The organism is Xanthomonas sp. F1 (genome assembly GCF_014199855.1).
Map to the genome: position 1 here is coordinate 76,295 of NZ_JACHOK010000008.1, position 22,297 is coordinate 98,591.

Genomic DNA, 22,297 nt, shown 5'->3' on the forward strand with positions numbered 1-22,297 from the left:
TTGTGTTCTTCTAGGTGGTGCAAAAAACGACATCGGTGCGGCATGCGTCGGTGTCAGTCCATGGCGGTCCCTCGCTGGGCACTGGAAGCACGAACGATCAGTTGCGGGGCGATCGCGCTGGCCGACGCTGCCGATGCCGCCGCCGCCGCCGCCGCCGGAGCGGCATGCGGCTCCAGCGCGGCGAGCAGCAGCTGCATGGCGCGGGCGCCGAAGCCGGCGATGTCCACGCGCATGGTCGTCAGGGCCGGATGCACGTAGCGTGCCATCGGCACGTCGTCGAAGCCGGCCAGGGCGATGTCCTCGGGTACGCGCAGCCCGGCGTGAGTGAAGGCGAACAGGCAGCCCAGCGCCATCATGTCGTTGGCCGCGAACACCACGTCCGGCCGCTGGCCTTGCAATAGCGCCTCGCCGGCGCGGTAGCCGGAGGCCTCGTCGAAGGCGCCAGGCAGCACCAGCGGCGCCACCTGCGGACAGCGCTCGCGCAGTTCGTCGCGGTAGCCGCGCAGGCGCTCGCGCGCGTCGAAGTTGTCGTCCGGCCCGGCGATGAAGGCGAGGCGGCGATGGCCTACGTCCAGCAGGTGGCGGGTCATGGCGCGCGCGCCGCCGTAGTTGTCGACGTTGAGCACCTGCGCCTCGCCAATGCGCTCGGCGCAGTTCATCAGCACCGCCGGCAGCGTGCCGGGCAGCATGTCGGCCGGGTCCTCGGCATCGCTGGCCAGGGACGGCGACATGATCAGCAAGCCGTCGACGCGCCCGGGCATGCGCCGTACCGCCAGCCGCTGCTGTTCCGGTTCGCCGTGGTAGCTGGACACCAGCAGGTGCAGGCCGCGCTCGCGCGCCACCGTATCGATGCCGCGGATCAGTTCGGAGAAGAACTCGCCGTGCAGGTCCGGCAGCACCACGCCGATGGTGTGGGTGCGGCGGCTGCTCAGGCTGCGCGCGGCGTGGTGCGGCACGTAGTGCAGGGTGCGCGCGGCTTCCAGCACCCGCGCACGCACCGTTTCGGCCACGTGCTGGTGGCCGTTCATGGTGCGCGAGACGGTGGCCACCGACACGTTGGCCAGGCGCGCCACGTCCTTGATGGTGATGTTGGCGCGCGGATCGGGCGCCGGGACGGGGGGCGGGCTCACCAGCGTGCCTCCAGGGTCCGGAACGGCGTGGACAGAGTGACGCCGCCGGCGTCGTACTGCTCGATCCGGCGGCCGTCCACGCGCACCTGGGTCGGCCGCGTACGCGAGGGCCAGACCACGCGCACGGCGCTGCCGGCGCGCAGGCCGCTGTCGAGTTCCACCCGCAGCCGCCCGTCGCGCTGGCGCGCGCGCAGGCCGAGCGTGCCGTAGGCGGTGGGCAGGCGCTGCACGGCCAGGCCGTCGTCGGCCAGCCAGGCCGGCGGCACGCCGGGCAGCAGCACCAGCGCGTCGTCGCCCTCGTGCATGAGCATGCCGAACAGGGTGCGGGCGTACTCGGCGCCGATCCAGGTATGCGGCATGTCGCCGAGGTAGCGCGGGAAGCGCAGCCGTGACTGCACCACCTCGGCCAGCACCTGCCATTCGAACGGGCGGCGGTCGCGCAGCAGGTCCTGCAGCAGCTCGTCGGCCACCTGCGGCTGGTCCAGATGCACGTAGGTCAGTACGTTGCGCATCTCGTACGGGGTGTAGGCCCACAGCGCGTTGGGCTGCTTGCGCTGGCGCACGTCCTCCAGGTAGCGCGCGAAGGTGGTGCGCAGCGCCGCCTCCGGCAGCAGGTCCTGCTGGCCGGTGGGATCCAGCGCGATCGAGACGCTGGTCGGGTCGCCGTCGCCCAGGTCGGCCGCAGCGGGAATGTAGTCCGCGCCCTTCCAGGCCATAGTGGCGCGGATGGACGCGGCCAGCGAGGTGCGCAGCGCTGCGTACTGTTCGCGCGCCCAGGCGGCGGTGGCGGCATCGCCCAGCGCGTCGGCCAGCCAGGCGCCGTCGTGCCAGCCCTTCAGCGCCCAGTAGTCGTCCCAGTAGCTGTGGGTGGGGCTGGAATAGCCTTCGTGGCTGATCGACGGGGCGAGGATGCCGCGGAAGCGCTCCGGCGCCGGCTGCTCGGCCATGTAGCCGGGCACCAGGGTGCGCTCACGCAGTTCCTGCAGGAACTGCATCGCCAGCTTCACCTTCGGCAGGTAGGCGCGCACGCTCTCCGGGCCGCCGTCCAGCCGCGCCACGTCGGCGACCAGGGTGATGTACTCGCCCTGGCTGTCGTACTCCAGGTCCGAGCCGAAGCCGTCGTTGACGCTGCCGTCGTCGTTGAGGATCGGCGAGACCAGCCCGTTCGGGTGCACCGCGTGGTCGCTGTACCACTGCAGGTAGTCGCGCGCGACCTGCGCCTGGCCCATGCGCAGCAGGATCGCCGAGGTGGCCATGCCGTCGCGGATGAAGGAGCGGTTGTAGTTGCGCGGCCCCGGCTGCATCGCCGGGCCGGTCTGGTTGATCAGCATGTACGCGGCCTGCGCGCGCAGCATGTCCACCAGGCTGGCGTCGGGCAGGCGCAGGCCGACATTGCCCAGGCGCTGCTGCCAGTCCGCGGAGACCTGCTCGGCCAGCACGTCGAAGCTGCGGCCCGCGTCGCCGCGGCCGGCGGCGAGCAGCGCGTCGCGGTCCAGCGGCGGCGCTGGTGGCAGGCGGCCCTGGGCGTCGGCGCTGGCGGTGCCCAGCGGGAACGCCAGCACCACGTCCTGTTGCGCACCCGGCGCCAGGCGCACCGTGTAGTTCAGCATCGCCGCGGCCAGGCCGTCGGCATCGCTGGCCTGGCGCTGCGCCGGCAGCGTGCCGGCGGCGACGTGGCGGGTGATCTCAGTGGCGCCGTTCGCGCCGAACGCCTCGGCGCCGCCGCCGCTGGGCGCGCTCAGCGAGGTCAGCAGCGCGCGGCCGTTGACCTGCACGGTGCCGCCGTCGACGGCGATGGCGTGGATCGGCGACAGGCCGCCGTTCTGCCACGGCGGATTCATCTGCATCGGCCGCACCAGCAGCGACAGGGTGCCGCTGACCGGGGCGGTGCCGGTGTTGCGCAGGCGATGGCGCAGCAGCGTCACCGGCTGGCCGTCGCGTTCGATCGCGAAGGTCTCGCTGCGCAGTTCCAGCCCCGGCTGCGGCGACCAGCGCACCGACGGCATCGGCTTCCAGCCGTCGCGCAGCGCGTGGGTCAGGGCATGGCCGTCGGCGCCGGCGGTGGTGCCGGAGGCGTCGCGCCACAACGGCTGCACCAGCGGCGCGCCCTTCCACGCCTCCAGGTTGCCGTACTCGTCGAAGATCGATTTCTGCCGGCCGGCGTGGATGCCGACCGCGGTCCAGTAGGTCTGCTGCATGTGCAGCGAAGCCGGGAACAGCGCGCGCGTGGCACCGCGCTGCGCGGCGACCTGGTAGCGCTTCATCGGCGTCATCACCGCCTTCGGCCCGAGCAGGCGCAGGCGCGCCAGGGTCGGTGCGACGCCACCGGGCGCGGCGTCGACGCGCAGGCGCAGCGCGCGCAGCGGCAGCGGCGCGGTGCCGGCCAGGTAGGCGCTGTCGCTGTCGCCGGCCTGCGGGTCGTCGGCCAGCGTGCGCCAGCGGCCCGCGGCATCCTGCGCCTGCAACTGCGCCGCGCCGTGCGCGCCGGCGAACTCGACGATCAAGCCGGCGCTGTCGAACGCGCGCGGGAAGGCGATGTCCAATTGCCGCGCCTGCGCGCCCTTGCCCGGCATCGCCACCGTGGCGCCGCCCTGCCACAGTGCGGCAGCGTCGGCCGTCGACACGCCGCGCAGCTGCGCAGCAGCCGCGCCCAGCGGTTCCATTTCGTAGATCGACACGCCCCAGTCGGCGCTGCGCGCGGGCGCGGCCAGGCGCAGGTAGCGGGCCAGGTGCGGCGCGAAGAACACGGTCTCGGTGCCGCCCAGCGAATCGGCCATCGTGTAGACCGTGTCCCAGCGCTGGCCATCGCGCGAGGTCTGCAGCAGGAAGCCTTCCGGATTGGAGGTGTCCCACTGCAGGCGCACGCCGCCGAGCTGCGCGGCACGGCCCAGATCGATCTGGAACCAATGCCCGGGGCTGAAGGCGCCGGCGGTACGGGTGCTGGCGTCGCCGTCGATCAGATAGCCGATCGCCTGCGCCTTGACCTGCTTGGAGGAGCTGGACGCCTGCCATTGCGCACGCGGCGGCAGGCGGCCGTCCTGCGCCTGTGCCGGGGCCGTCATCGCAAGTCCGTACAGGACTGCAGACAACAGCCAGGCGCAGCGGCGTGCGCCACCGTGACCGAGCACTCGGATGATGTCAGACGAATATCGCACTGGTTCCCCCGCCAGCACCGCCTCAATCGAGGTGGGCGGACGTTAGCAGCAACTGCAAGCGGTTACATGATGCGTTGCAACATCCGCAATCCACTGGCACATCTGGCCATCCGCCGACATGCCTGTCCCGAGGGTCCCATGCCGGGTCATGAAATGTCCTGCCGCGACAAACCCAGCCCCTCGATGCCGGCCGGTCGCCCCCGCGCCGACGCCCCGCCCGGCTTGCCGGAATCGCCCGCGCCCAGCAAGATGCGGGACGTTTTGGGGAACGAGCCCGCACCGTATGTCGTCCTGCCCGACCCGGGTCATCTCCTCGCGCGCGCTATGCGTCCTGCTGTTGGCGATGCTCGCCCTGGCCGCGGGCGGATGCAAACGCACGCCCGCCGAACTGCCCGGCGCCAGCGCCGAACCGGCTGCAGCGGTGCGCACGCTGGCGCACGCGCTGCAGCGCAACGACCTGCTCGGCTATGCCCACGCTGCGGTGCCGCCGGCCCAGTACCAGCGCCTGCAGCAGGCCTGGAGCGAGGACCGCAGCCGCTGGCCGCTGACCGAACTGCCGCTGGCCGAACGCCTGCCCGAGGTGCTCGACACCCTCGCCGCGCCGGATGCCGAGCGCCAGCTACAACGCGCGTTCGATGCGCAGTTCGGCGGCCAGGCCGCCAGCCTGAAGCAGGCGGCGCACTCGCTGGGCCTGTTCGGCGTGCAGTTCCTGCGCAACCAGGGCCACTACGCGCCCGAGCAGCGCGGCCACTACGTGCAGCTGGTGCAGGCGCTGAGCGCCTGGGCCGCGCGCGCACCGTTGTCCGAGCGCAAGCGCGCCCAGGCCGCGATCGCGCGGCTGTGCGCGGGCGCGCGCCGCACCGGCGTGCGCAGCGATGCCGACCTGCGCACCCTGGGCATGGACGAGAGCCTGCGCCGGCTGGGTCCGTTCCTGGCCGACTTCAAGGCGGTGCTGGCCGACTACGGCCTGGACCTGGACGCCAGCGCCGGCGCGCTGCGTACCGGCCTGGTGAACCAGCAGGGCGACCAGGCGGTGGTGCGCATCCAGTACCCGCTGGACGGCGAACAGATCGACACCACCGCGGTGCTGGTGCGCCGCGGCGGGCACTGGTATCTGCGCGACACCCTCAGCGAGGTGGATGCAGTGCTGGCGGCCAGCGCCGGCCCCGCCGCCCCGGCCGCGGCACCCGCCGCCGACCCTGCCCCGCCGGCTAAGCGATAATGGCCCCGATGCCCGAACAGAATCCCCTCCCGTTTCCCGACGACGCCGCGGCCGCACGCGCGGCCGACGCGGCACGTGCGCCCGCCGACGCTTCCCCGGCCGACCCCGGCGCTTCCCCCTCCTCGACCTCTGCTCCCTCCAACCTGCCGGTGGCGGCGACCGCCGCACGCCAGGCCAAGGGGCCGCTGTGGGCGCGCCTGCTCGGCCGCCTGGCCGACCCCTGGCTGGGCCTGAAGATCGAGCCAGCCGAGCCCGGCCAGTACAACGACGGCCGCCCGGTGGTGTACGTGCTGGAGGACTATGGCCTGTCCAACGCGCTGATCCTGGACAAGGCCTGCCGCGAATCCGGCCTGCCCTCGCCGCTGGTACCGCTGCCCGGCGACCCGCTGGGGCGCAAGCGCGCCTACCTGGCGCTGTCCCGGCGCAGCAGCAACCACGCCCTGCTGCCGGAGCAGCGCGGCGCCAAGACCCACTCCGATTCGCTGGCCAAGCTGCTGCAGGCGCACCGCGAGCGCCCGGACCTGGACATCCACCTGGTGCCGGTGTCGATCTTCGTCGGCCGCGCCCCGGACAAGCAGAGCGGCTGGTTCGCCGTGCTGTTCTCGGAAAACTGGGCGCTGGTGGGCAGCTTCCGGCGCCTGCTCGGCGTGCTGCTCAACGGCCGCAGCACCATCGTGCGCTTCGCCCCGCCGGTGTCGATGCGGCAGACGGTGGAGGAAGGGCTGCCGCCCGAGCGCACCGTGCGCAAGCTGCAGCGCGTGCTGCGCACCCATTTCCGGCGCATCCGCGAGGCGGTGATCGGCCCGGACCTGTCGACCCGGCGCCTGCTGGTGGACCAGGTGCTGGCCGCCGAGCCGGTGCGCGAGGCGATCGCCGCGCAGGCCAAGCGCGACAACAGCAAGCCGGTGGACGCCTGGCGCAAGGCGCATGCCTATGCCTGGGAGATCGCCGCCGACTACTCCAGCCCGGTGGTGCGCTCGGCCAGCTTCCTGCTGACCCACGTCTGGAACCGCATCTACGCCGGCGTGCTGGTCCACCACCTGGACAAGCTCAAGGACGCCGCGCCCGGGCACGAAGTGATCTACGTGCCCAGCCACCGCAGCCACATGGACTACCTGCTGCTGTCCTACCTGCTGTACGAGCGCGGCATCGTGCCGCCGCACATCGTGGCCGGCATCAACCTCAACCTGCCGGTGGTCGGCACCCTGCTGCGCAAGGGCGGCGCGTTCTTCATCCGCCGCTCGATCAAGGGCAACGCGCTGTACTCGGCGGTGCTCAGCGAGTACGTGGCGCAGCTGGTGGCCGGCGGCTACTCGATCGAATACTTCATCGAAGGCGGCCGCTCGCGCACCGGCCGGCTGCTGCAGCCCAAGGGCGGCATGATCGCGATGACCTTGCGCGCGTTCCTGCGCCAGCCGCGCAAGCCGGTGCTGTTCCAGCCGATCTACGTCGGCTACGAAAAGCTGATGGAGGGCAACAGCTACCTCGACGAACTCAGCGGCCGGCCCAAGGAGAAGGAATCGATCTGGGCGCTGCTGTGGGGCATCCCCAAGGTGCTCAAGCAGAACTACGGCCAGGTGGTGGTGAACTTCGGCGAGCCGATCCCGCTGAGCCAGGTGCTGGCGCAGCGCGCGCCGGAATGGGACGGCCGGCCGCTGGGCGAGGACGAGAAGCCGGCCTGGTTGAACGGCACCGTCGATGCGCTGGCGCAGCAGATCCAGGTGCACATCAACGCCGCCGCCGACGTCAATCCGGTCAACCTGCTGGCGCTGGCGCTGCTGTCCACGCCCAAGCACGCCATGGGCGAGGCCGACCTGATCGCGCAGATCGAACTGTGCAAGAAGCTGCTGGCGGAACTGCCGTACTCGGACCGCGTCACGGTGACCCCGCACTCGCCCGAGCGCATCATCGCCCACGCCGAAGAGATCAACGTGCTCACCCGCACGCCGCACCCGCTGGGCGACGTGCTCAGCGTCAACGGCGACAACGCGGTGCTGCTGAGCTACTTCCGCAACAACGTGCTGCACCTGTTCACCGCCTCCTCGTGGGTGGCCTGCTGCTTCCAGAACAACCGCCGTATGAGCCGCGCCGGCCTGCTGCGGCTGGGCCGCACCGTGTACCCGTTCCTGCAGTCGGAGCTGTTCCTGCCGTGGAGCGAGGACCAGTTCGCCGAGCGCATCGAACGCACCATCGACGTGTTCGTGCGCGAAGGCCTGCTGCTGCAGCTGAACGAGGACGACGGCAGCGTGCTGGCGCGGAACACCGGCCAGACCGACGAAGTGTTCCGCCTGCGCGCCATCGGCCACTCGCTGCAACAGGCGTTCGAGCGCTATTACATCGCCATCTCGGTGCTGGTGAAGAACGGCCCGGGCAAGCTCGGCGCCGGCGAACTGGAGAGCCTGTGCCAGCAGGCCGCGCAACGCCTGAGCCTGCTGTACGCGCCGGCCGCGCCGGAATTCTTCGACAAGACCCTGTTCCGCGGCTTCATCCAGAAACTGCGCGAACTGAAGCTGGTGTGGCCGGACGAGAACAGCAAACTCGTGTTCGACGAGCGGCTGGATGCGTGGGCGAAGGACGCCAAGTTCATTCTTGGCCGTGAGCTGCGCCACACCATCGAGCGGGTCAGCCCGGAAGCGGCGAAGGTCGAGGAGCCGCCGGTGCCGCAGGACTGAGGCGGCGGTGCTGCACCTGCAGTCGTGACGCGGTGGGATCCTGGCGCGTGGCGACGCGCTGAACACGACGGCGCGGCGCGTGGCGACGCGCCAAACACGAAGGCGCCCGCTATCACTGCGGCGCGGCACAATGACTTCCGACACGCGACCGCGGGCCGGTGCCGCCGCGAGCATGCTCGGAATTCCCCGATATGGGTTCCGGCGATGCGCACAGCTCCTTTCTTCGCTCTGTTGCTGCTCGCCGCCGCCAGCGGAACCGCGTCGGCCGACCAGGGCGACGACAGCGACGGCCGCAAGCGCGACCATCGGCCGCAGGTGTCCTCGCGCCAGTGCGGCCTGAGCACGCCGTTCAACGTACTCGCCGACAGCGGCGGCATCTGGCTGACCCGCAGCGATGGCGAGGGGCCGCGCGAGATCTTCTTCCATGCCGGCGAACTGAGCGTGGATCATCGGGTGCAGCAGATCGGCGATGCCGATGCGCAGCGGCTGCTGGAGATGGAACGCGAAACCCGCGCGCTGATGCCGCAGGTGACCGACCTCTCGCACGAGGTGGTCGATCTCAGCTACGACGTGCTCGGCTCGGTCGTGGAGATGCTGACCGGCAGTGCCGGCAACGCGCGCAAGATCGAACGACTGCGCACGCACGCCAACACCTATGTCGACGGCACGCTCGGCCAGGGGCGCTGGGACCAGGAGGCGTTCGACGACCGGTTCGAGGATTATGTCGAGACGCAGGCGGAGAGCTTCGTGAGCAGCATCACCCGTCACGTGCTCTGGCAGGTCGTGACCGGCCGCGCGGACGCCATCGGCGAACGCGCCGACCGCATGGATGCCGCCCTGGAGGCGCGACTGGAGGCGCGCAGCAAGGGCATCGAGCGCAAGGCCGAGGCGCTGTGCGCGCGAGTGACCCGGCTGGACCAGCTGCAGCAGGCGCTGGAGTACCGCTACCGCGGCCAGCCCCTGCGCCTGCTCGCCGCCACCCAGGACGGAGCGAACGGGCAGAACACCACCACGCTCGTCAGCACCGACGATACGCCGCGCAGCAACGCGGTCGCGGTGCCGTCGGTCCCGCAGGATTGAGCCTGACGCCGCCGCGCGTGTTGCGCTCCGCGGGGAATCGAAGAAGGCGCAGGACACCCTGACGCCCTGCGACCACGGCGACGCGACTCAGGCGTCGAACAGATCCCCGGTGCGCGGGCCGGCGTCGGCGGCCTCGGGCGGATAGACCAACTGCCCCTGCGCATCGCTGCGTGCGGCCGGATTCAACGTGGCCGGCTCCCTACGGGCGACATCGATCAGATGCACCACCGGATGACCATGGTGCAGCAGGTGGTCGCAGATGATCTGGCGGTGGCACTGGCGCCAGTAGGCCTCGGCGCACATGACCGCGCACGCGCCGTCGTCGCCGAAGGCCTGCAACTCGGTCAGCGCCTCGGCAAATTCGGCGCCAAGCGCGTAGTCGGCGTAGTTGTGGAAGCTGACGCTGCGCCAGTAGCCATTGCGCTGCGGATCGACGCCCGGCTGCTTGCCGCGGCGCCCGCCCAGGGTGCGGAAATGCCGATAGGCGATGCCCGCGGCGGCCAGCGCCGGCGCCAGCGCGCTGCCGTCGAACTGCGGGAACCGCCGCGAATACGGAAACGCGCGCACGTCGGCCAGGTGGGTGACGCCCGCGTCCTGCAGGATCTGCAGGAAGGTCTCCAGGCTGCGCGTGGAATGGCCGACGCTGAAGAAGGTCGCCGCGCTCACGCCGGTTCGTCGGGGATCAGCAGATGCTCCAGGCGCAGGATGCAGTCCTTCAGTTGCAGCTTGCGCTTCTTCAGCCGCTTGGCTTCCAGCTCGTCGTCCAGATTGGCCGGGATGCGCTGCAGCTGTTCGTCGAGCGCGCGGTGCTCGCGACGCAGGGCGTCGATGCGCAGGGAGATCTCGGCGGGCGTCAGGGTGTCCACGAGGTTCGAGCATACACAGGCCACCGGTCCGCCGTCACCGTGCAGCGCGCCGCTATGCCCGGCGCAGGCCAGGCGGCACAATGCGCGCGGGGGCCGCGGCGGAGGCGGCTTCCTCCCACCCTCGTGCCACCCGCGGCAGGATCGCCGCGCCGAAAGGAGTCAGCATGCGTTCGTTCCGTTCCCCGTTCGTTCTCGCCCTCGCCCTGGCGGCGGCCCTGCCGCACCTGGCCGCGGCGGCCGATCCCAAGTTCTCCGGCTTCCTGTGCTGCAACATGCGCAGCGACGGCAGCTGGATCAGCGACAGCAACTACGCCGAAGACGGCAAGCGGGTGATCCCGGCCGGCACGCCGGTGCAGGTGACCGGCTACGGTCGCTATCGGGTCAATGTGCTGATCGACGGCAAGAAGCAGTCGATCGGCAACGACTACAGCCGCGACCTGGGCAACGAGGCTTTCGCCCAGCGCTACGTGGTCGCGCAGGATCCCACGCTGAAGCTGGCGGCCTACCCGCCGAAGATCCGCGAGGCGATCGCCGCCAACCGCGTGACCAAGGGCATGACCCGCGAACAGGTGCTGATGGCGCTGGGCTATCCGATCAGCAGCGAGAACCCGAGCCTGGACGCGCCGCTGTGGCGCTACTGGCTCGACAGCTTCAACGAGTTCCAGGTGTCCTTCGACGGTACCGGCAAGGTCGAGAAGGTCACCGCCGATCCGAAGACCCAGAACCTGGTCTGGCAGCCGTAAACCGGGCGCGCTGCGGCGCGCTTTGGCGCCGCGCTGCCGACCAGACGGGAGGCGGCGCGAATCGCGTGCCATGGCCGCGGCCTGTCGCGACCATGGCGGACCGGCGCCGCGGCGGGCGCAGGGTGCGTCCCGCCGCGCGCTGCGCTCAGCGGCTCAGCACCTGCGGCGGATCGGTCCGCGTCGGGCCTTGCTGCAATGCCTGCTCTTGCTCCTGCGCCTGGCGCTGCGCCAGGCCCTGCTGCGCGCTCAGTTGCTGCAGCTGCTGGTAGGTTTCCTGGGCCGGCCGCGCGATCGCCTCGCTGGTCGGCATGTGCGCGCGGTTGGCGTAGGGATCGGGCGAGACATCGCCGCCGTTGCGGTACACGAACGCCAGTTCGCCGCCTTGGTGAGCGGCGGTGGGCCGGTTGAAGCCCACCGACAGCTGGTCGCGCTCGCTGAAGCCGTTCTGCCTGGCCAACAGGGTCAGGCTGGCGGTCATGCGCTCGCTGTTGTCGTCCCAGCCCTTGCCGATCGCCTGTTCCGCTTGCGCCACGCCAGCGCGCACCCGGTCGTGCAGGGCGCAGTCGGCGGCACCCGGCGCGGCGGCGGGCTCGCCGGCACGCGGCGCAGGCGGCTGCGCCTGCGGCTCGGGCTTCGGTGCCGGCGCGGGCGCCGGTGCGGGACCGTCGCGGAATCCTGCCGGCAGCAGGTCGCGCGGCACCTGCGCGGCATCGATGCCGACCGCCTTCAGGTCGGCATGCACCGCCGGCGGCGTGCGCTCGGGGTGCTGCGCCTGCGCACGGTCCTCGGCATTGGCGATCTGCGCCAGCGCGCGCTCGCCGTAGTTCTGCGGATAGCCGCGCGCGTCGTAGAACAGCTTGCCCATCGCCTCCACGTTGCGGGGGTTGTCGGCGTCGATCTTCAGATCCTTGCCGAAGCTCAGCCCGTCCCTGGCGGTGTAGGTGGCCTTGCTGCCCACGCCCTGCTTGTCGATGTAGCTCGCCATCTCGCTGCTGGCGTTGTATAGGTCCTTCAGCGTGGCCTTGGGGTTGTTGCGGGTGACGTAATCGGACAGCGTGTTGACCCCGGCGATCTCGTCCTTGGCCTCGCGAGTGCGCTGCTCCTGCCCGTAGGCCTGGAGCGTGGCGGTGTAGTCGTGCGGCGAGGGCGACGCGGCGATGCCGTCCACCTTGGCGGCGAACGCGGCGTCGCTGCGGTCGATGGCGGCCTTGTTGATCGCATGGCCGATTTCGTGGCCGAGCACGATGCGGGCGGTGTTGGCCGAATCGTCGCGCGGCGCGTTCATCTTGGCCGTACCGAGCACGTCCATGGGCAACTCGATCTGCCCGGTGCGCGGGCTGTACGAGCCGGTGCCCGCCTCGGGGCTGGGCGCGAAGCCGGACACCTGGCCCTGCGCGACCGCCTGTTCCACGCGCGAGCGCAATTCCGGCGTGTTGTCCAGCATCCGCCGCAGCGCCTGGCCTTCCTTGGGATGCGCCTGCGCGAAGGTGTCGACCATGCCCTTCAGGCGTTCGTCGTCGTGTGCCATCTCCGCGCTCCTTATGCGTCGACCAGAATCTGCAGCATCTCCACGCACGCCTGTGCGTCGTGTTCGCCGGCGTCCTTGCCGACGAAGGCGTACACGGCGACCGCGCCGCGCTCGAAATGCCAGCGGCCCGCACTGCCCTGACGCGGCGGCGCGATCCAGCGCGGCACGAAGCCGGCCGCGACCAGCGCCTGCCGATACCCTGCCAGCGACTGCGTGCATTGGGTGGGCGCCGCGCCCGGGGCGGGCGTGAAGCGCAGGTCCAGCCGCGACGGCGGTACAGCGTCGGCATCGGCGACCGATTCCAACGTGTAGCCGCCACCGCCGGCCAGCGTGCCGGAGGCGCTGAACGCATGCCCGCCCTCGTCCTCGACCTGCACGCCGGTCTGCGCGGCGACCTGCGCGCCGGCCAGATCCTGCTTGCCGCCGATCGCCAGGATCAGCCGTACTACGCCTTGTGTCAGTTGCTCTGGCGTCATCTCCGCCATGGCCCGCTCCTTGTCTGCAGGGGTGATCGAGGGGGAAGAGGAATGCGCGCCGGCACAGGCGGCCAGCAACGCGGTGACCAGTACCAGGGCCGCACGCGGCACCAGGCACGGACCGGTCCAGCGCGGCGCGGCGCGGCGACTGCGGGGAAACATCTGCTCCATCAAGCGCATCTCCATCGAACGCCTGCCGCACACCGCGGCGCGGCGGGCAGGACCCGGATTGTAGCCAGCGGGCCCGCGACGCGCAGCCTACCGCAGCGCCTCGCGTCAGCGTGCATCAATCCCAGTCGAAACGGCGTTGCCAGACGAAGGCCGGCAGATCGATACGCTTGCGCGGCGTGCCGTCCCAGTCCACGGTGAAGCCGGCCTCACGCAACGCCGCCGCGACCTGCTGGCCGACCGCCAGATCCGCCTCCTCGCGTCCGTCGAGATCGCCGAACGCCAGCATCAGCCCACCGCCATCGATGGCGCGCTCCATGTCCTGGCCGTGATAGAAGCAGTAGCCGTGATAGCGCCGGTCCGGCGCGTCGGCCACCGCTTGGTTCACTTCGACGTGACCGTCGGACATGGTGTAGCCGGCGTTGGCCAGGGCGCAGATGCCGGCGGCGTGCAACCGCTCGAACAGGGCATCCAGCCGGTCGCAATCGGTCTGCGCCGACCAGGTCTGTTCCGCCTGCTGCTTGGCCTGCCACTGGCTGGCGACCGAGGCCCGCAGCATTGCCTCGTCGCAGTCGTCTTCGAGGATGTCCTCGACCATCTCCTGGATCTCGTCCTGGGAGTAGAACCCGGACCAGACCCATTTGCGGATTACGTCGTACACGTAGGCGTCGGAGTCGTTCATGGCAGAGCCTGCGGGCTTCGGGACCATCCATGATTCCACACGTCAGCAGTCGCTGCAGCGCCTCGGGATGGGTCACAGGAATCTCTGCGCCGTGGTGGATCCGCGCATCACCCGCGCGCTTTGCAAGCACCGGCAGGAGCGGAAACCGACGCACTGGCTGACTGTTGACGCAGGCGCGTCCCTGCTGCGAGTCGCCTGCCTAGCCTCGTCTTGCATGGGTGCCTGACGCTGCACCACGACGGAACAGCAGGCGGCCGAGGCCCGACGGACACTGGCGTTTGCCAGCAAACATCACCCGCGACCATGGACCCGCGCTTCTGCGAACGCTCCCCGTGCACCATTCCCTCCCCGGGAATCTGGGAAGGCATGGCGCGCGCTGCGGTCAGCAGCGCGCGCCATCTCGTCGTCCCTAGCAGGCTTGCTCGACCAGCAACGGTGCCACCCGCCGCAGACCACGCCTGGAGGTCGAGGTACCGGCCGTGCCCAAGGGCTTGGCCTGGCTCCGCGCCGCCAGGTCCCCGTTGCCGCCGGACAGGATGAACACCTTCACCGCTTCGCTGAGCTGGATCGCCTGCTCCTCCATCGCCTGGGCCGCCGCCGCCGCTTCTTCCACCAATGCAGCGTTCTGCTGGGTGGCCTGATCCATGTGGGTGATGGTCTGGGTGACCTGTTCGATGCCGCTCGACTGCTCCTGCGAAGCGGCCGAGATCTCGGTCATGAAGTCGGTCACGCGCTGCACGCTGACGACGATCTCGTGCATGGTGCTGCCGGCGCTGTTGACCAGCAGCGAGCCGGCGTCCACCTTGCTCACCGAGTCGTCGATCAGCTGCTTGATCTCCTTGGCGGCCTCGGCCGAGCGCTGCGCCAGCACCCGCACTTCGCTGGCGACCACGGCAAACCCGCGGCCCTGCTCACCGGCGCGCGCTGCCTCCACCGCGGCGTTGAGCGCGAGGATGTTGGTCTGGAAGGCGATGCCGTCGATCACGCTGATGATGTCGGCGATCCGCCTGGACGAGGTCTGGATGCCGTTCATCGTGTCGATGACCTGGGCCACCACCGCGCCGCCCTGCGAGGCCACCGCGGTCGCGCCGATGGCCAGCTGATTGGCCTGACTGGCGCGTTCGGCGTTCTGGCGCACGGTGGAAGTGAGCTCCTCCATCGAGGCAGCGGTTTCCTCCAGGCTGGCGGCCTGCTGTTCGGTGCGGCGCGACAGATCGGCGTTGCCGGCGGCGATCTCGCCGGCGGCGCCGGTGATCTGCCCGGACGCATGCTGGATGCGGTCGACGATCCCGGTCAGCTGGGCCACGGTGGCATCGGCATCCTCGCGCATCTGCGCGAACACGCCCTGGAACTGCCCCTCCATGCGCGTGGTCAGGTCGCCGCTCGCGATGTCCTGCAGCAGTTTGGACAGCGCCTGCAGATTGCCGTCGGTGGTCGCCATCAACCGGTTCAACCCCTCGACCATGTCGCGGAAGCCGTACTGGAAGCACGCGGTGTCGCCGCGCACGGCGAAGTCGCCGGCGGCCGCGGCGTCGACCAAGTGCCCGATCTCGGCATTCATCGCCGACAGATTGCGCTTGACCTGGTCCATGGTCTCGGTGAGCGCGGCCTGCTCGCCGGGCAGGCGATCCATGTCCTGCGACAAGTCGCCGATCGCATAGCGCCCCATGATCTCCAGCAGGCGCTGCTGGAGGCTCACGTGCATGTCCAGCAACGCATTGCTCTCCCGCACCATGCGTGCGTACTCGCCGGGAAACGCGTGCTCGTCCATGCGCTGGCTGACGTCGCCGCGCTCGTGGTGCCTGGCCACCTGCGACTGCGCCGCCATCACCGCCTGCAGCTGCGCCTGCATGCGGTCCATGCTGGTCAACAGGCGGCCGGTCTCGTCCTTGGGCTGCGGCGGGATCCGATGGTCCAGCCGGCCCTGGGCGATGGATTCGGCGATTTCGGTCGCGCGCCCGAGCGGCCCGGCCAGGCTGCGGGTGATCAGCACGCTCAAGGTCGCGCCGAGCACCGCCGCCAGCAGGCCGAACCCGATCAAGGCACGATTGCTGAAGACCAGGGCCGCCTGGATCTGCTCGGAGCTGAGCGCGTTCTGCCGGATCTGCAGATCGACCGCGTTCTGGATCACCTCCACGCGCCGCGCCAGCAACGGCGCGGCATCGCCGTACAGCAGTTGCCTGGCCGCCTCGATCTCGCCGGAACTGGCCAACGCCAATACCCTGCTGTTGACCGAGCGTGCGGCCGCCTGCGCGGCATGGATCTCCTTGCGCATGGCCAGGCCTTCCGGCGTGCCCGGCAGGGCGTCCAGGGCCTTGCGGCGGCGGTCGTTGTCGGCGCGGATCTCCTGGATCTTGGCGGCGATCGCCGGGCGCTTGTCGGCCGGCGAAAGCATCATGTCGCGCAGGTAGCGCTCCGCGCTCATATTGTTGCGCAGCATGGTGTACAGCAGGCCGGTCTTCTGATTGTTTTCGTGGACGATCTTGTCGACCGCCTGGCGCACAGTGTGGAACTGGTAGAGCGCCAAGGTAGAGGACGCGCCAAGCAGCACGATCAGCAGGCCGAACGACAGCGCAAGGCGCTGACTCACCTTGAAGGAGTGGAAGAAGTGCATCGGGGGGGACTCGCGAGGGGGGGTACCTCTATCGGTATCGGCGTCGCGAACTTGACCCCCGGCGAGCGACCCAGGTCCCAAATCCGGAAAGTCGCATGCACAGACGTGGCCGGCGCCGCGCCATCGCGCGGCACCGCCGATGCTCACGAAAGAAGATACGCCACCGTATTGCCCGCGGCGCGCGCGGCAGGCTCGAACGGCGTTGTCGGCGCACGCTGCAACGCGCGTCCTGCCTGCAACGGTGAGGTCTGCGCGGCGTCGGCCGCCGCCTGACGGACGTCGGCAGGCGCAGCGGACAGGGTGCGGCGGCATGCCGAGCGCACTGTCGCGGCGCGATCGCTCGGCGTCGTGCCGCATGCGGCACGGACTGGTCTGCGACCCGACACCAGCGCGGTGTGGTGCGACGGCACGGTCGCGCCGCCCGGAGCCGCATTGCCGGATCTACGCATCGGCGCATCAGCGCGGGAAGCGACGTTGCCGCACGCTTTCCTCATCCCGGCGACGGACGCGCGGTCGCACCGGGCAGGCCGGCGCGACCACGCACTGGCGTGCAGCTAACGACGGCCAGCCGAATTACTTGACCTCCACCGCGCCGAGATCGCACACGGTGGTAGTGCGGGGATTGCCGCGCTGGTCGATGGCCGTGCAGTTGCTGCCGGCGTTCAGCGCGGGACTATTGGCCGCCGGCAGTTGGGTGAGGGTCGGTCCGCCGTTGTTCGCGGGGGCCGACAGCAGCGGATCGGCCGCTTTCACGTTGCCCGCGGCCAGACAAGCGTTCGGCCAGACCGCGCCCTTGGCCGAGTACTCGATCAGGTTGTTGCCGGTGTTGTTCTGGTTGTTGCAGAACACGCGCTCGGTCTTGGAATACAGGATGCTGTTGCGGATGTCGAACCTGTCGCCGAACAGCGTCACCCACGGTGTGTTCTCGGCGAAGGTGACGTTGTTGAAGCGCACACTGGGGCTACCCTGGTCGCCGTTGGCCGGCTGCCAGCCGACATGCTGGATGGCCGCGCCCACGCCTTTCGCAGAGTTGCCGTAGAAGGTGCTGTTGCTGACGTCGCAGGCGCCGTAGCAATCCAGGTACAGCGCGCCGGCGTTGCCATGTTGGGCGGTGTTGGACAGAAAGCTGGTCTCGGCGACGGTGATCGTGCCCGGCGTGGTGATGGTGGTGCCGGCATGCGAGGTGTCGGTGAAGCCCATGCTGATGCGCGCGCCGCCGCCCGGGCCGCCGGTGGCGACGTTGTTGGCGAAGGTCGAGTACTTCACGTCGATGGTGTCCGGCGCGTACGCCCACAGCGTGGCGCCGCCGGAGCCGTTGGCGGCGACATTGTTGCGGACCACGGTGCCGCACATCGCCAGCGTGCCGCCACTGCCGACGCCACCTTTGAGATAGCCGGCCAGCGACGCGCCATCGGTGTCGATCGCGCCGCCACCACCGAAGTTGCCGGCATCGGGGAAGCCCTGCGGGGCGTTGATCGCCTGGTTGTTGGCGAATTCCGAGCCGACGATGGTCAGCCGGCTGAGCTGGGTATACAGCGCGCCGCCGAGCCAGGAGCTGTTCTTGTAGAAGCCGCTGCGGACGATGGTCACCTCGGCGTCGCTGCCGGCGAAGATGGCGCCGCCGCCGATGCTGCTGCGGTTGGCCAGGAACTGGCTGTTGATGACTTCCAGCTTGCCGCGGTAGCCGACCTTGATCGCGCCGCCGCCCCAGGTGCCCGGATCGTAGGATTGGTTCGATGCCGGCTGCACCGAGCTGCCGTTCTGCAGTTTCAGGTTGCGCACCGACAGTGCGCTGCCGGCGTTGACCAGCAGGATCCGGGCGGACTGGCGGCCATCCAGGGTGATCTTGCCCTGGCCGTCGATCACGGTGGGTGTCGCCGCCGCGATGGTGATCGAACGGGCGACCGCGATGCTCGTCGGCTTGGCGCCGCAATTGAAGGTGATGTAGCCGCCTTGCGCGGCGGCGCTGGCCAGCGCGCTGGCGGTGCAACTGGCCTGCGTGCCGTTGCCGACCACGGTGGCCGCGGTCGGAAGCGCCCAGGCATGCGGCACGCTGCATTGTGGCGCCGCGGGGACGGCGGCGATCGCCGTGGCGGCGGTCATCAGGGCGATAACACCAGCAGCATGCGCGCTGGCTTTCAAGGAACGCGTCGTGGTCATGATCATGCTCGATAGGGTTGCGGGGGAAACAACACGACGCGCGACCGTCATGCGACTGTCATCCACGTCGTCGACACCTCGAGTGCAACCGGCAGCCTGCGCCGACCGGCGGCATAGGGTGCTTGAGCGCGTGCCGATCGACCAGAACGCAGGTAACAGATCGCGCGATTGTGTGCACACTGCGTGCGACAGCGCGCCGATGCGCGGCGCGCGGCACGGTTGGGGTGCGTCGTAGGGCACGTTCCTGCATCGCATCTGACCGCTGTAGAGGCACCTGAGGCACCGCGACCGGGCTAGAGCGTGTCCAGGCGTCCGCGTAGGTCTTGCGCATGCGCGCGCAAGGCTTGCAACTGCGCCGCCGGCAGCTTGCCGAGTTGGCGGTAGACCATGTCCAGACGGCGATTGCGGCCCAGCGTGTCCTGATGCCGCGCGAAGAAGTCCCAGTACAGCGCGTTGTACGGACACGCACGCGCGCCGGTCTTCTGCTTGCGGTCGTAGCGGCAGCCTTGGCAATAGTCGCTCATGCGGTCGATGTAGGCCGCGCTGCTGACGTAGGGCTTGGTCGCGAGCAGGCCGCCATCGGCGAACTGGCTCATGCCCACCGTGTTGGGCAGCTCGACCCATTCGAACGCATCGATGTAGACGCCCAGGTACCAGCGGTGCACCACCGCCGGGTCCAGGCCGGCGAGCAGGGCGAAGTTGCCGATCACCATGAGGCGCTGGATATGGTGCGCGTACGCGTCCTGCAGGGACTGGCCGATGGCGTGCTGCAGGCAGCGCATGTGCGTGTTGCCGGTCCAGAACCAGGCCGGCAGCGGCACATCGTGGCCGAGCGCATTGCGTGCTTCATAACCCGGCATGTGCGCCCAGTAGATGCCGCGCACGTACTCGCGCCAGCCCAGGATCTGCCGCACGAAGCCCTCCACCGCCGCCAGGGGCGCGGTACCCGCGCCGTAGGCAGCCAGCGCGCGCTGCACCACTTCCTGCGGCCGCAGCATCTTGGTGTTGAGGGCGAAGGAGAGCTGCGAATGGAACAGGCGCGGACTGCGCGTGCTCATTGCGTCTTCGTAGCGGCCGAAGTGCGGCAGGCCTTCGGCGATGAAACGATCGAGGCAGGCCAACGCCTCGGCCCGGTTCAGTGGCCAGCGCAGCGCATCTGCCTGCGGCTCGCCGAAACTGGCGACGCCAGCGGCCTGGATGCTGGCCCACAGCGCGCGGTGATCGTGGCTCGGACGCGCATCTGGCGGCGGCGGTGGATCGCCCGGCCATGGCTGGCGATTGTCATGGTCGTAGTTCCACTGCCCGCCCTCGGGCGTGCCGTCATCCGCCAGCAGGATGCGATGGCGCTTGCGCATGTGCCGGTAGAAATGCTCCATCAACCACTGCCCACGCCCGCGGAAGAAATCCGCCAGCTCGCTGCGACGGGTGTAGAAGTGCGCGCTGTCCACCGCCTCGCTGGCGAAGGCCTGCGTTGCGCCCCACTGCCGCAACTGCTGGTCCAGGCGCCATTCGTCCGGGTCCTGATACTGCAGGCGCTGCGCACCGTAGAGCGCCATCAGCGCAGCGAGATTGGCGGGGATGGACTGGCGGTTGCTGGCGTCGTCGACCGCCACGTAGCGCACGCGGTGGCCCGCCGTCCGCAGCTGGCGGGCGAAATCGCGCATGGCAGCGAAGACGGCGAGGATCTTCTGCGCATGGTGCAGGACGTAGTCGGTCTCCTGCCGCACTTCCATCAGCACATAGACCACGCCGGGATCGCGCATGTCGAACCAATCGTGTTCGGGATCGAGCTGGTCGCCGAGCACCAGGCGCAGGGTGTGGGCAGTGGGCTGCATCGAGCTCATGCAGCGCGGCAGACGTGCAACCACGCGAGGTGACGCAACGCGCTCCGGCTCATGGCGACCCCGGCGCGCGCACGCGCATGCGCTCGCCACGGCAGCGGTCGGAACAATACTTCACCTCGTCCCAGACCTTCTCCCACTTCTTGCGCCAGCGGAACGGCCGGCCGCAGTGCAGGCAGGGCTTTTCCGGCAACTCGTGTTTCTTGCGCATCCTCGGTCCCCGGGTGGTGTGGGATGGACCGGCGTGGCCGGAGCCGACAACCGGCGTCTGCATAGTGTGCCCCGCTGCCCCCTGACGGGACACTCTGCTGCGGGCAGAGCGCAACGGCGACCAGATGCTGCTGCCATTGAGACCGGACTGCGCTACTGTCCGCCCACGCTGCGCGCCGCGCGGTCACGACAGAGTGGGTCGGGTATGCACCAGGGATACGTGCTGTTTGTTGCAGTGCTGGCCGCGAGCGCGGCGCCGGTCTCGGCTGCGGAACCTGCGCGCATCACGGACGCGGTTGCGGCGTACGACGCGAAGGACTACGGCACCTGCGCCGACACCTTGGCGCGAATCGACGCGGCGCCGGCCGGCCTGCCGAGCGGGGCGGATCTGTTCTATGTCGAATGCCTGGCCGCCGCCGGCAGGACCGAGACGGCCCTGAAGGTGCTCGACACGCGGTTGGCGCAAGGCCGCATCGATGTAGAGGAGCTCATGCACAAGGATCGGCCCGGTCTCAACCGGTTGCGCAGCTCGCCGACGCGGCCGTCGCTGCTCGCACGTGCCAAGACGCTCGATGCGGCGCACCAGGCACGCGTCGACCAGCCAATGCGGCAGGAGTTGCTGGCACGTGTGCAGAAGGACCAGGCCGTCCGGCAGAAGGCCATCGACGAGGGAAACACCCACGCGTCATGGCAACGGACGGTGGCGGTTGACCAGGCCAACACCGCCTGGCTGAAGACGGTGGTGACGAAGAACGGATGGCCGACGCGCACATCGGTGGGCGAAGACGGATCCAAGGCCGCGTTCCTGCTCGCCCAGCACGCCACGCTGGACCCGGACTTCCAGGAGCAGGTGCTCGCGCTGGTGCAGGCCGCCCTGGGGCAGATGGAAGCGGATCCTTCCGACGTTGCGATGCTGCAGGATCGCGTGCTGCTGCACCAGGGCAAGCCGCAACTTTACGGGACGCAGTTCAGAACCGAGCCGGACGGCACGATGGTCCTGGACCGGACGCAGGACGTCGATGACCTGGATGCGCGCCGCGCGACGATGGGCCTGCCGCCGATCGCCGAGTACAAGATCTTCCTCTCCGAGGTCTATCACGCGCCCGTGCGATGAGCGGACCTTGCGCCGTCACTGCTGCGCCGGCCACTCACGGAACACGACACAGACCGCGGTGGGGTCCAGCATCGCGAATTCGCGCGCCCCCCAGGGCTTGAGCGCGACGGTGCGGGCGTTGGGATGCAGCCACTGCGGTGCGCGCGCGGACAATTCCGCATGGATCGTGTCGATGCGGTCGGTTTCGATGCCCAGTTCCGGCCGGTCCTTCGCCGCCCATTCCGCGTTTTCCACCAGGTAGGCCTTGGCGCCGTCGCGCGCGATCACCGCCATCGTCTCGTCCTGGTACAGCACCTGGAAGCCCAGGCCATCGACGAAGAACGCCAGTCCATCCTGCAGGCGCTCGTAGAAGATCTTGGGAATGAGGTTCTTGAACATGCGAAGACCCTGCTTGCGTGGCCAGCGGCGAGTGTAGCCGGCCGGTCCCGATGCGGCATGACTACGGAGGACGGACGGCGCCGGATGCGCGTCCTTCGCGGAGGACGGCACTGCCTCGGCGCCAACGCGGCCGATGCCGTCCGCGGTGATGCAGTGCACTGCGGAGAGCCTGTCCTTCTGCGCGAACAGCAGCGGGGGCTGCGCTGCTTCGGCACCGTCATTACCGGCCTGACCGGCACGTTCGGGACGGTCGCGGTG

General features: G+C 69.9%; 18 protein-coding genes. 5 read left to right on the forward strand and 13 right to left on the reverse strand.

From position 1 onward, the window contains the following. Positions 1-53: 53 nt before the first annotated feature. Together GGR71_RS16380 and GGR71_RS16385 are read right to left on the reverse strand one after the other, a co-directional pair. The gene (locus GGR71_RS16380) at positions 54-1,130 is read right to left on the reverse strand and encodes a substrate-binding domain-containing protein (RefSeq protein WP_160960458.1); all 1,077 of its coding nucleotides are present in this window, start codon (positions 1,128-1,130) and stop codon (positions 54-56) included. Beyond that, positions 1,127-4,192, reverse strand: a complete 3,066-nt coding sequence (locus GGR71_RS16385; RefSeq protein WP_160960456.1) for a discoidin domain-containing protein — start codon at positions 4,190-4,192, stop codon at positions 1,127-1,129. Before GGR71_RS16385 ends, GGR71_RS16380 begins: the two co-directional genes overlap by 4 nt. Positions 4,193-4,568: 376 nt before the next feature. Between GGR71_RS16385 and GGR71_RS16390 the strand changes: the two genes are divergently transcribed. From GGR71_RS16390 to GGR71_RS16400, 3 genes are all read left to right on the forward strand, one after another. Further along, positions 4,569-5,507 (forward strand): hypothetical protein, encoded by a 939-nt coding sequence (locus GGR71_RS16390; RefSeq protein WP_160960454.1) that lies wholly within the window; start codon positions 4,569-4,571, stop codon positions 5,505-5,507. Continuing rightward, positions 5,507-8,179, forward strand: coding sequence for a glycerol-3-phosphate 1-O-acyltransferase PlsB (gene plsB / locus GGR71_RS16395; protein WP_160960451.1), 2,673 nt, complete (start codon positions 5,507-5,509; stop codon positions 8,177-8,179). Before GGR71_RS16390 ends, plsB begins: the two co-directional genes overlap by 1 nt. A gap of 231 nt (positions 8,180-8,410) precedes the next feature. After that, positions 8,411-9,259 (forward strand): DUF2884 family protein, encoded by an 849-nt coding sequence (locus GGR71_RS16400; protein WP_160960578.1) that lies wholly within the window; start codon positions 8,411-8,413, stop codon positions 9,257-9,259. Between the two features lie 87 nt (positions 9,260-9,346). Here GGR71_RS16400 and GGR71_RS16405 read toward each other — a convergent pair whose 3' ends face one another. Next, a complete protein-coding gene (locus tag GGR71_RS16405) occupies positions 9,347-9,925 on the reverse strand; it encodes a DUF488 family protein (RefSeq protein ID WP_160960448.1) in 579 nt (192 codons plus the stop codon). After that, positions 9,922-10,125: a YdcH family protein gene (locus GGR71_RS16410; protein ID WP_017908896.1), complete on the reverse strand. Its 204-nt coding sequence runs from the start codon at positions 10,123-10,125 to the stop codon at positions 9,922-9,924. The genes GGR71_RS16405 and GGR71_RS16410 overlap by 4 nt, the downstream gene beginning before the upstream one ends. 164 nt (positions 10,126-10,289) lie before the next feature. On the opposite strand from GGR71_RS16410, the gene bamE reads away from it, so the two are divergent. Beyond that, positions 10,290-10,868 (forward strand): outer membrane protein assembly factor BamE domain-containing protein, encoded by a 579-nt coding sequence (gene bamE, locus GGR71_RS16415; RefSeq protein ID WP_160960445.1) that lies wholly within the window; start codon positions 10,290-10,292, stop codon positions 10,866-10,868. 145 nt (positions 10,869-11,013) lie between these two features. On the opposite strand, the gene GGR71_RS16420 is transcribed toward bamE, so the two are convergent. From GGR71_RS16420 to GGR71_RS16455, 8 genes are all read right to left on the reverse strand, one after another. Then, positions 11,014-12,396 carry an XVIPCD domain-containing protein gene (locus GGR71_RS16420; protein WP_160960442.1) on the reverse strand — a complete coding sequence of 461 codons (1,383 nt, stop codon included), beginning with the start codon at positions 12,394-12,396 and terminating at the stop codon, positions 11,014-11,016. A gap of 11 nt (positions 12,397-12,407) precedes the next feature. Further along, positions 12,408-13,034, reverse strand: coding sequence for a hypothetical protein (locus GGR71_RS16425; protein WP_237474383.1), 627 nt, complete (start codon positions 13,032-13,034; stop codon positions 12,408-12,410). Between the two features lie 124 nt (positions 13,035-13,158). Continuing rightward, on the reverse strand, positions 13,159-13,722 hold the full coding sequence (locus GGR71_RS16430) for a DUF6891 domain-containing protein (RefSeq protein WP_160960436.1): 564 nt from the start codon (positions 13,720-13,722) through the stop codon (positions 13,159-13,161). Positions 13,723-14,131: 409 nt separating this feature from the next. Further along, entirely contained in the window at positions 14,132-16,336 is a 2,205-nt protein-coding gene (locus GGR71_RS16435) for a methyl-accepting chemotaxis protein (protein WP_160960433.1), read from the reverse strand. A gap of 143 nt (positions 16,337-16,479) precedes the next feature. Then, complete coding sequence (locus GGR71_RS16440) at positions 16,480-16,785, reverse strand: hypothetical protein (RefSeq protein ID WP_160960430.1); 306 nt, start codon at positions 16,783-16,785, stop codon at positions 16,480-16,482. 124 nt (positions 16,786-16,909) lie between these two features. Then, a complete protein-coding gene (locus tag GGR71_RS16445) occupies positions 16,910-18,502 on the reverse strand; it encodes a choice-of-anchor Q domain-containing protein (protein WP_160960427.1) in 1,593 nt (530 codons plus the stop codon). Between the two features lie 287 nt (positions 18,503-18,789). Next, positions 18,790-20,340: a cryptochrome/photolyase family protein gene (locus GGR71_RS16450; RefSeq protein ID WP_160960424.1), complete on the reverse strand. Its 1,551-nt coding sequence runs from the start codon at positions 20,338-20,340 to the stop codon at positions 18,790-18,792. Positions 20,341-20,389: 49 nt separating this feature from the next. Next, positions 20,390-20,548 (reverse strand): DUF2256 domain-containing protein, encoded by a 159-nt coding sequence (locus tag GGR71_RS16455; protein ID WP_160960421.1) that lies wholly within the window; start codon positions 20,546-20,548, stop codon positions 20,390-20,392. Positions 20,549-20,752: 204 nt separating this feature from the next. Between GGR71_RS16455 and GGR71_RS16460 the strand changes: the two genes are divergently transcribed. Continuing rightward, positions 20,753-21,661 carry a DUF6624 domain-containing protein gene (locus GGR71_RS16460; RefSeq protein ID WP_237474382.1) on the forward strand — a complete coding sequence of 303 codons (909 nt, stop codon included), beginning with the start codon at positions 20,753-20,755 and terminating at the stop codon, positions 21,659-21,661. Between the two features lie 15 nt (positions 21,662-21,676). Here the strand turns inward: GGR71_RS16460 and GGR71_RS16465 are convergent, their stop codons facing one another. Beyond that, positions 21,677-22,039 carry a VOC family protein gene (locus tag GGR71_RS16465; protein ID WP_160960419.1) on the reverse strand — a complete coding sequence of 121 codons (363 nt, stop codon included), beginning with the start codon at positions 22,037-22,039 and terminating at the stop codon, positions 21,677-21,679. Positions 22,040-22,297: the final 258 nt, after the last annotated feature.

What these genes read in the sequence shown, in the direction of transcription:
- GGR71_RS16385 (WP_160960456.1), bottom strand. Translation starts at nt 4,192, where the DNA reads ATGACGGCCCCGGCACAGGCGCAGGACGGCCGCCTGCCGCCGCGTGCG.
- GGR71_RS16450 (WP_160960424.1), bottom strand. Translation starts at nt 20,340, where the DNA reads ATGAGCTCGATGCAGCCCACTGCCCACACCCTGCGCCTGGTGCTCGGC.
- GGR71_RS16435 (WP_160960433.1), bottom strand. Translation starts at nt 16,336, where the DNA reads ATGCACTTCTTCCACTCCTTCAAGGTGAGTCAGCGCCTTGCGCTGTCG.
- GGR71_RS16455 (WP_160960421.1), bottom strand. Translation starts at nt 20,548, where the DNA reads ATGCGCAAGAAACACGAGTTGCCGGAAAAGCCCTGCCTGCACTGCGGC.
- bamE (WP_160960445.1), top strand. Translation starts at nt 10,290, where the DNA reads ATGCGTTCGTTCCGTTCCCCGTTCGTTCTCGCCCTCGCCCTGGCGGCG.
- GGR71_RS16425 (WP_237474383.1), bottom strand. Translation starts at nt 13,034, where the DNA reads ATGTTTCCCCGCAGTCGCCGCGCCGCGCCGCGCTGGACCGGTCCGTGC.
- GGR71_RS16420 (WP_160960442.1), bottom strand. Translation starts at nt 12,396, where the DNA reads ATGGCACACGACGACGAACGCCTGAAGGGCATGGTCGACACCTTCGCG.
- plsB (WP_160960451.1), top strand. Translation starts at nt 5,507, where the DNA reads ATGGCCCCGATGCCCGAACAGAATCCCCTCCCGTTTCCCGACGACGCC.
- GGR71_RS16445 (WP_160960427.1), bottom strand. Translation starts at nt 18,502, where the DNA reads ATGATCATGACCACGACGCGTTCCTTGAAAGCCAGCGCGCATGCTGCT.
- GGR71_RS16460 (WP_237474382.1), top strand. Translation starts at nt 20,753, where the DNA reads ATGCACCAGGGATACGTGCTGTTTGTTGCAGTGCTGGCCGCGAGCGCG.
- GGR71_RS16465 (WP_160960419.1), bottom strand. Translation starts at nt 22,039, where the DNA reads ATGTTCAAGAACCTCATTCCCAAGATCTTCTACGAGCGCCTGCAGGAT.
- GGR71_RS16440 (WP_160960430.1), bottom strand. Translation starts at nt 16,785, where the DNA reads ATGCGTAGATCCGGCAATGCGGCTCCGGGCGGCGCGACCGTGCCGTCG.
- GGR71_RS16390 (WP_160960454.1), top strand. Translation starts at nt 4,569, where the DNA reads ATGTCGTCCTGCCCGACCCGGGTCATCTCCTCGCGCGCGCTATGCGTC.
- GGR71_RS16430 (WP_160960436.1), bottom strand. Translation starts at nt 13,722, where the DNA reads ATGAACGACTCCGACGCCTACGTGTACGACGTAATCCGCAAATGGGTC.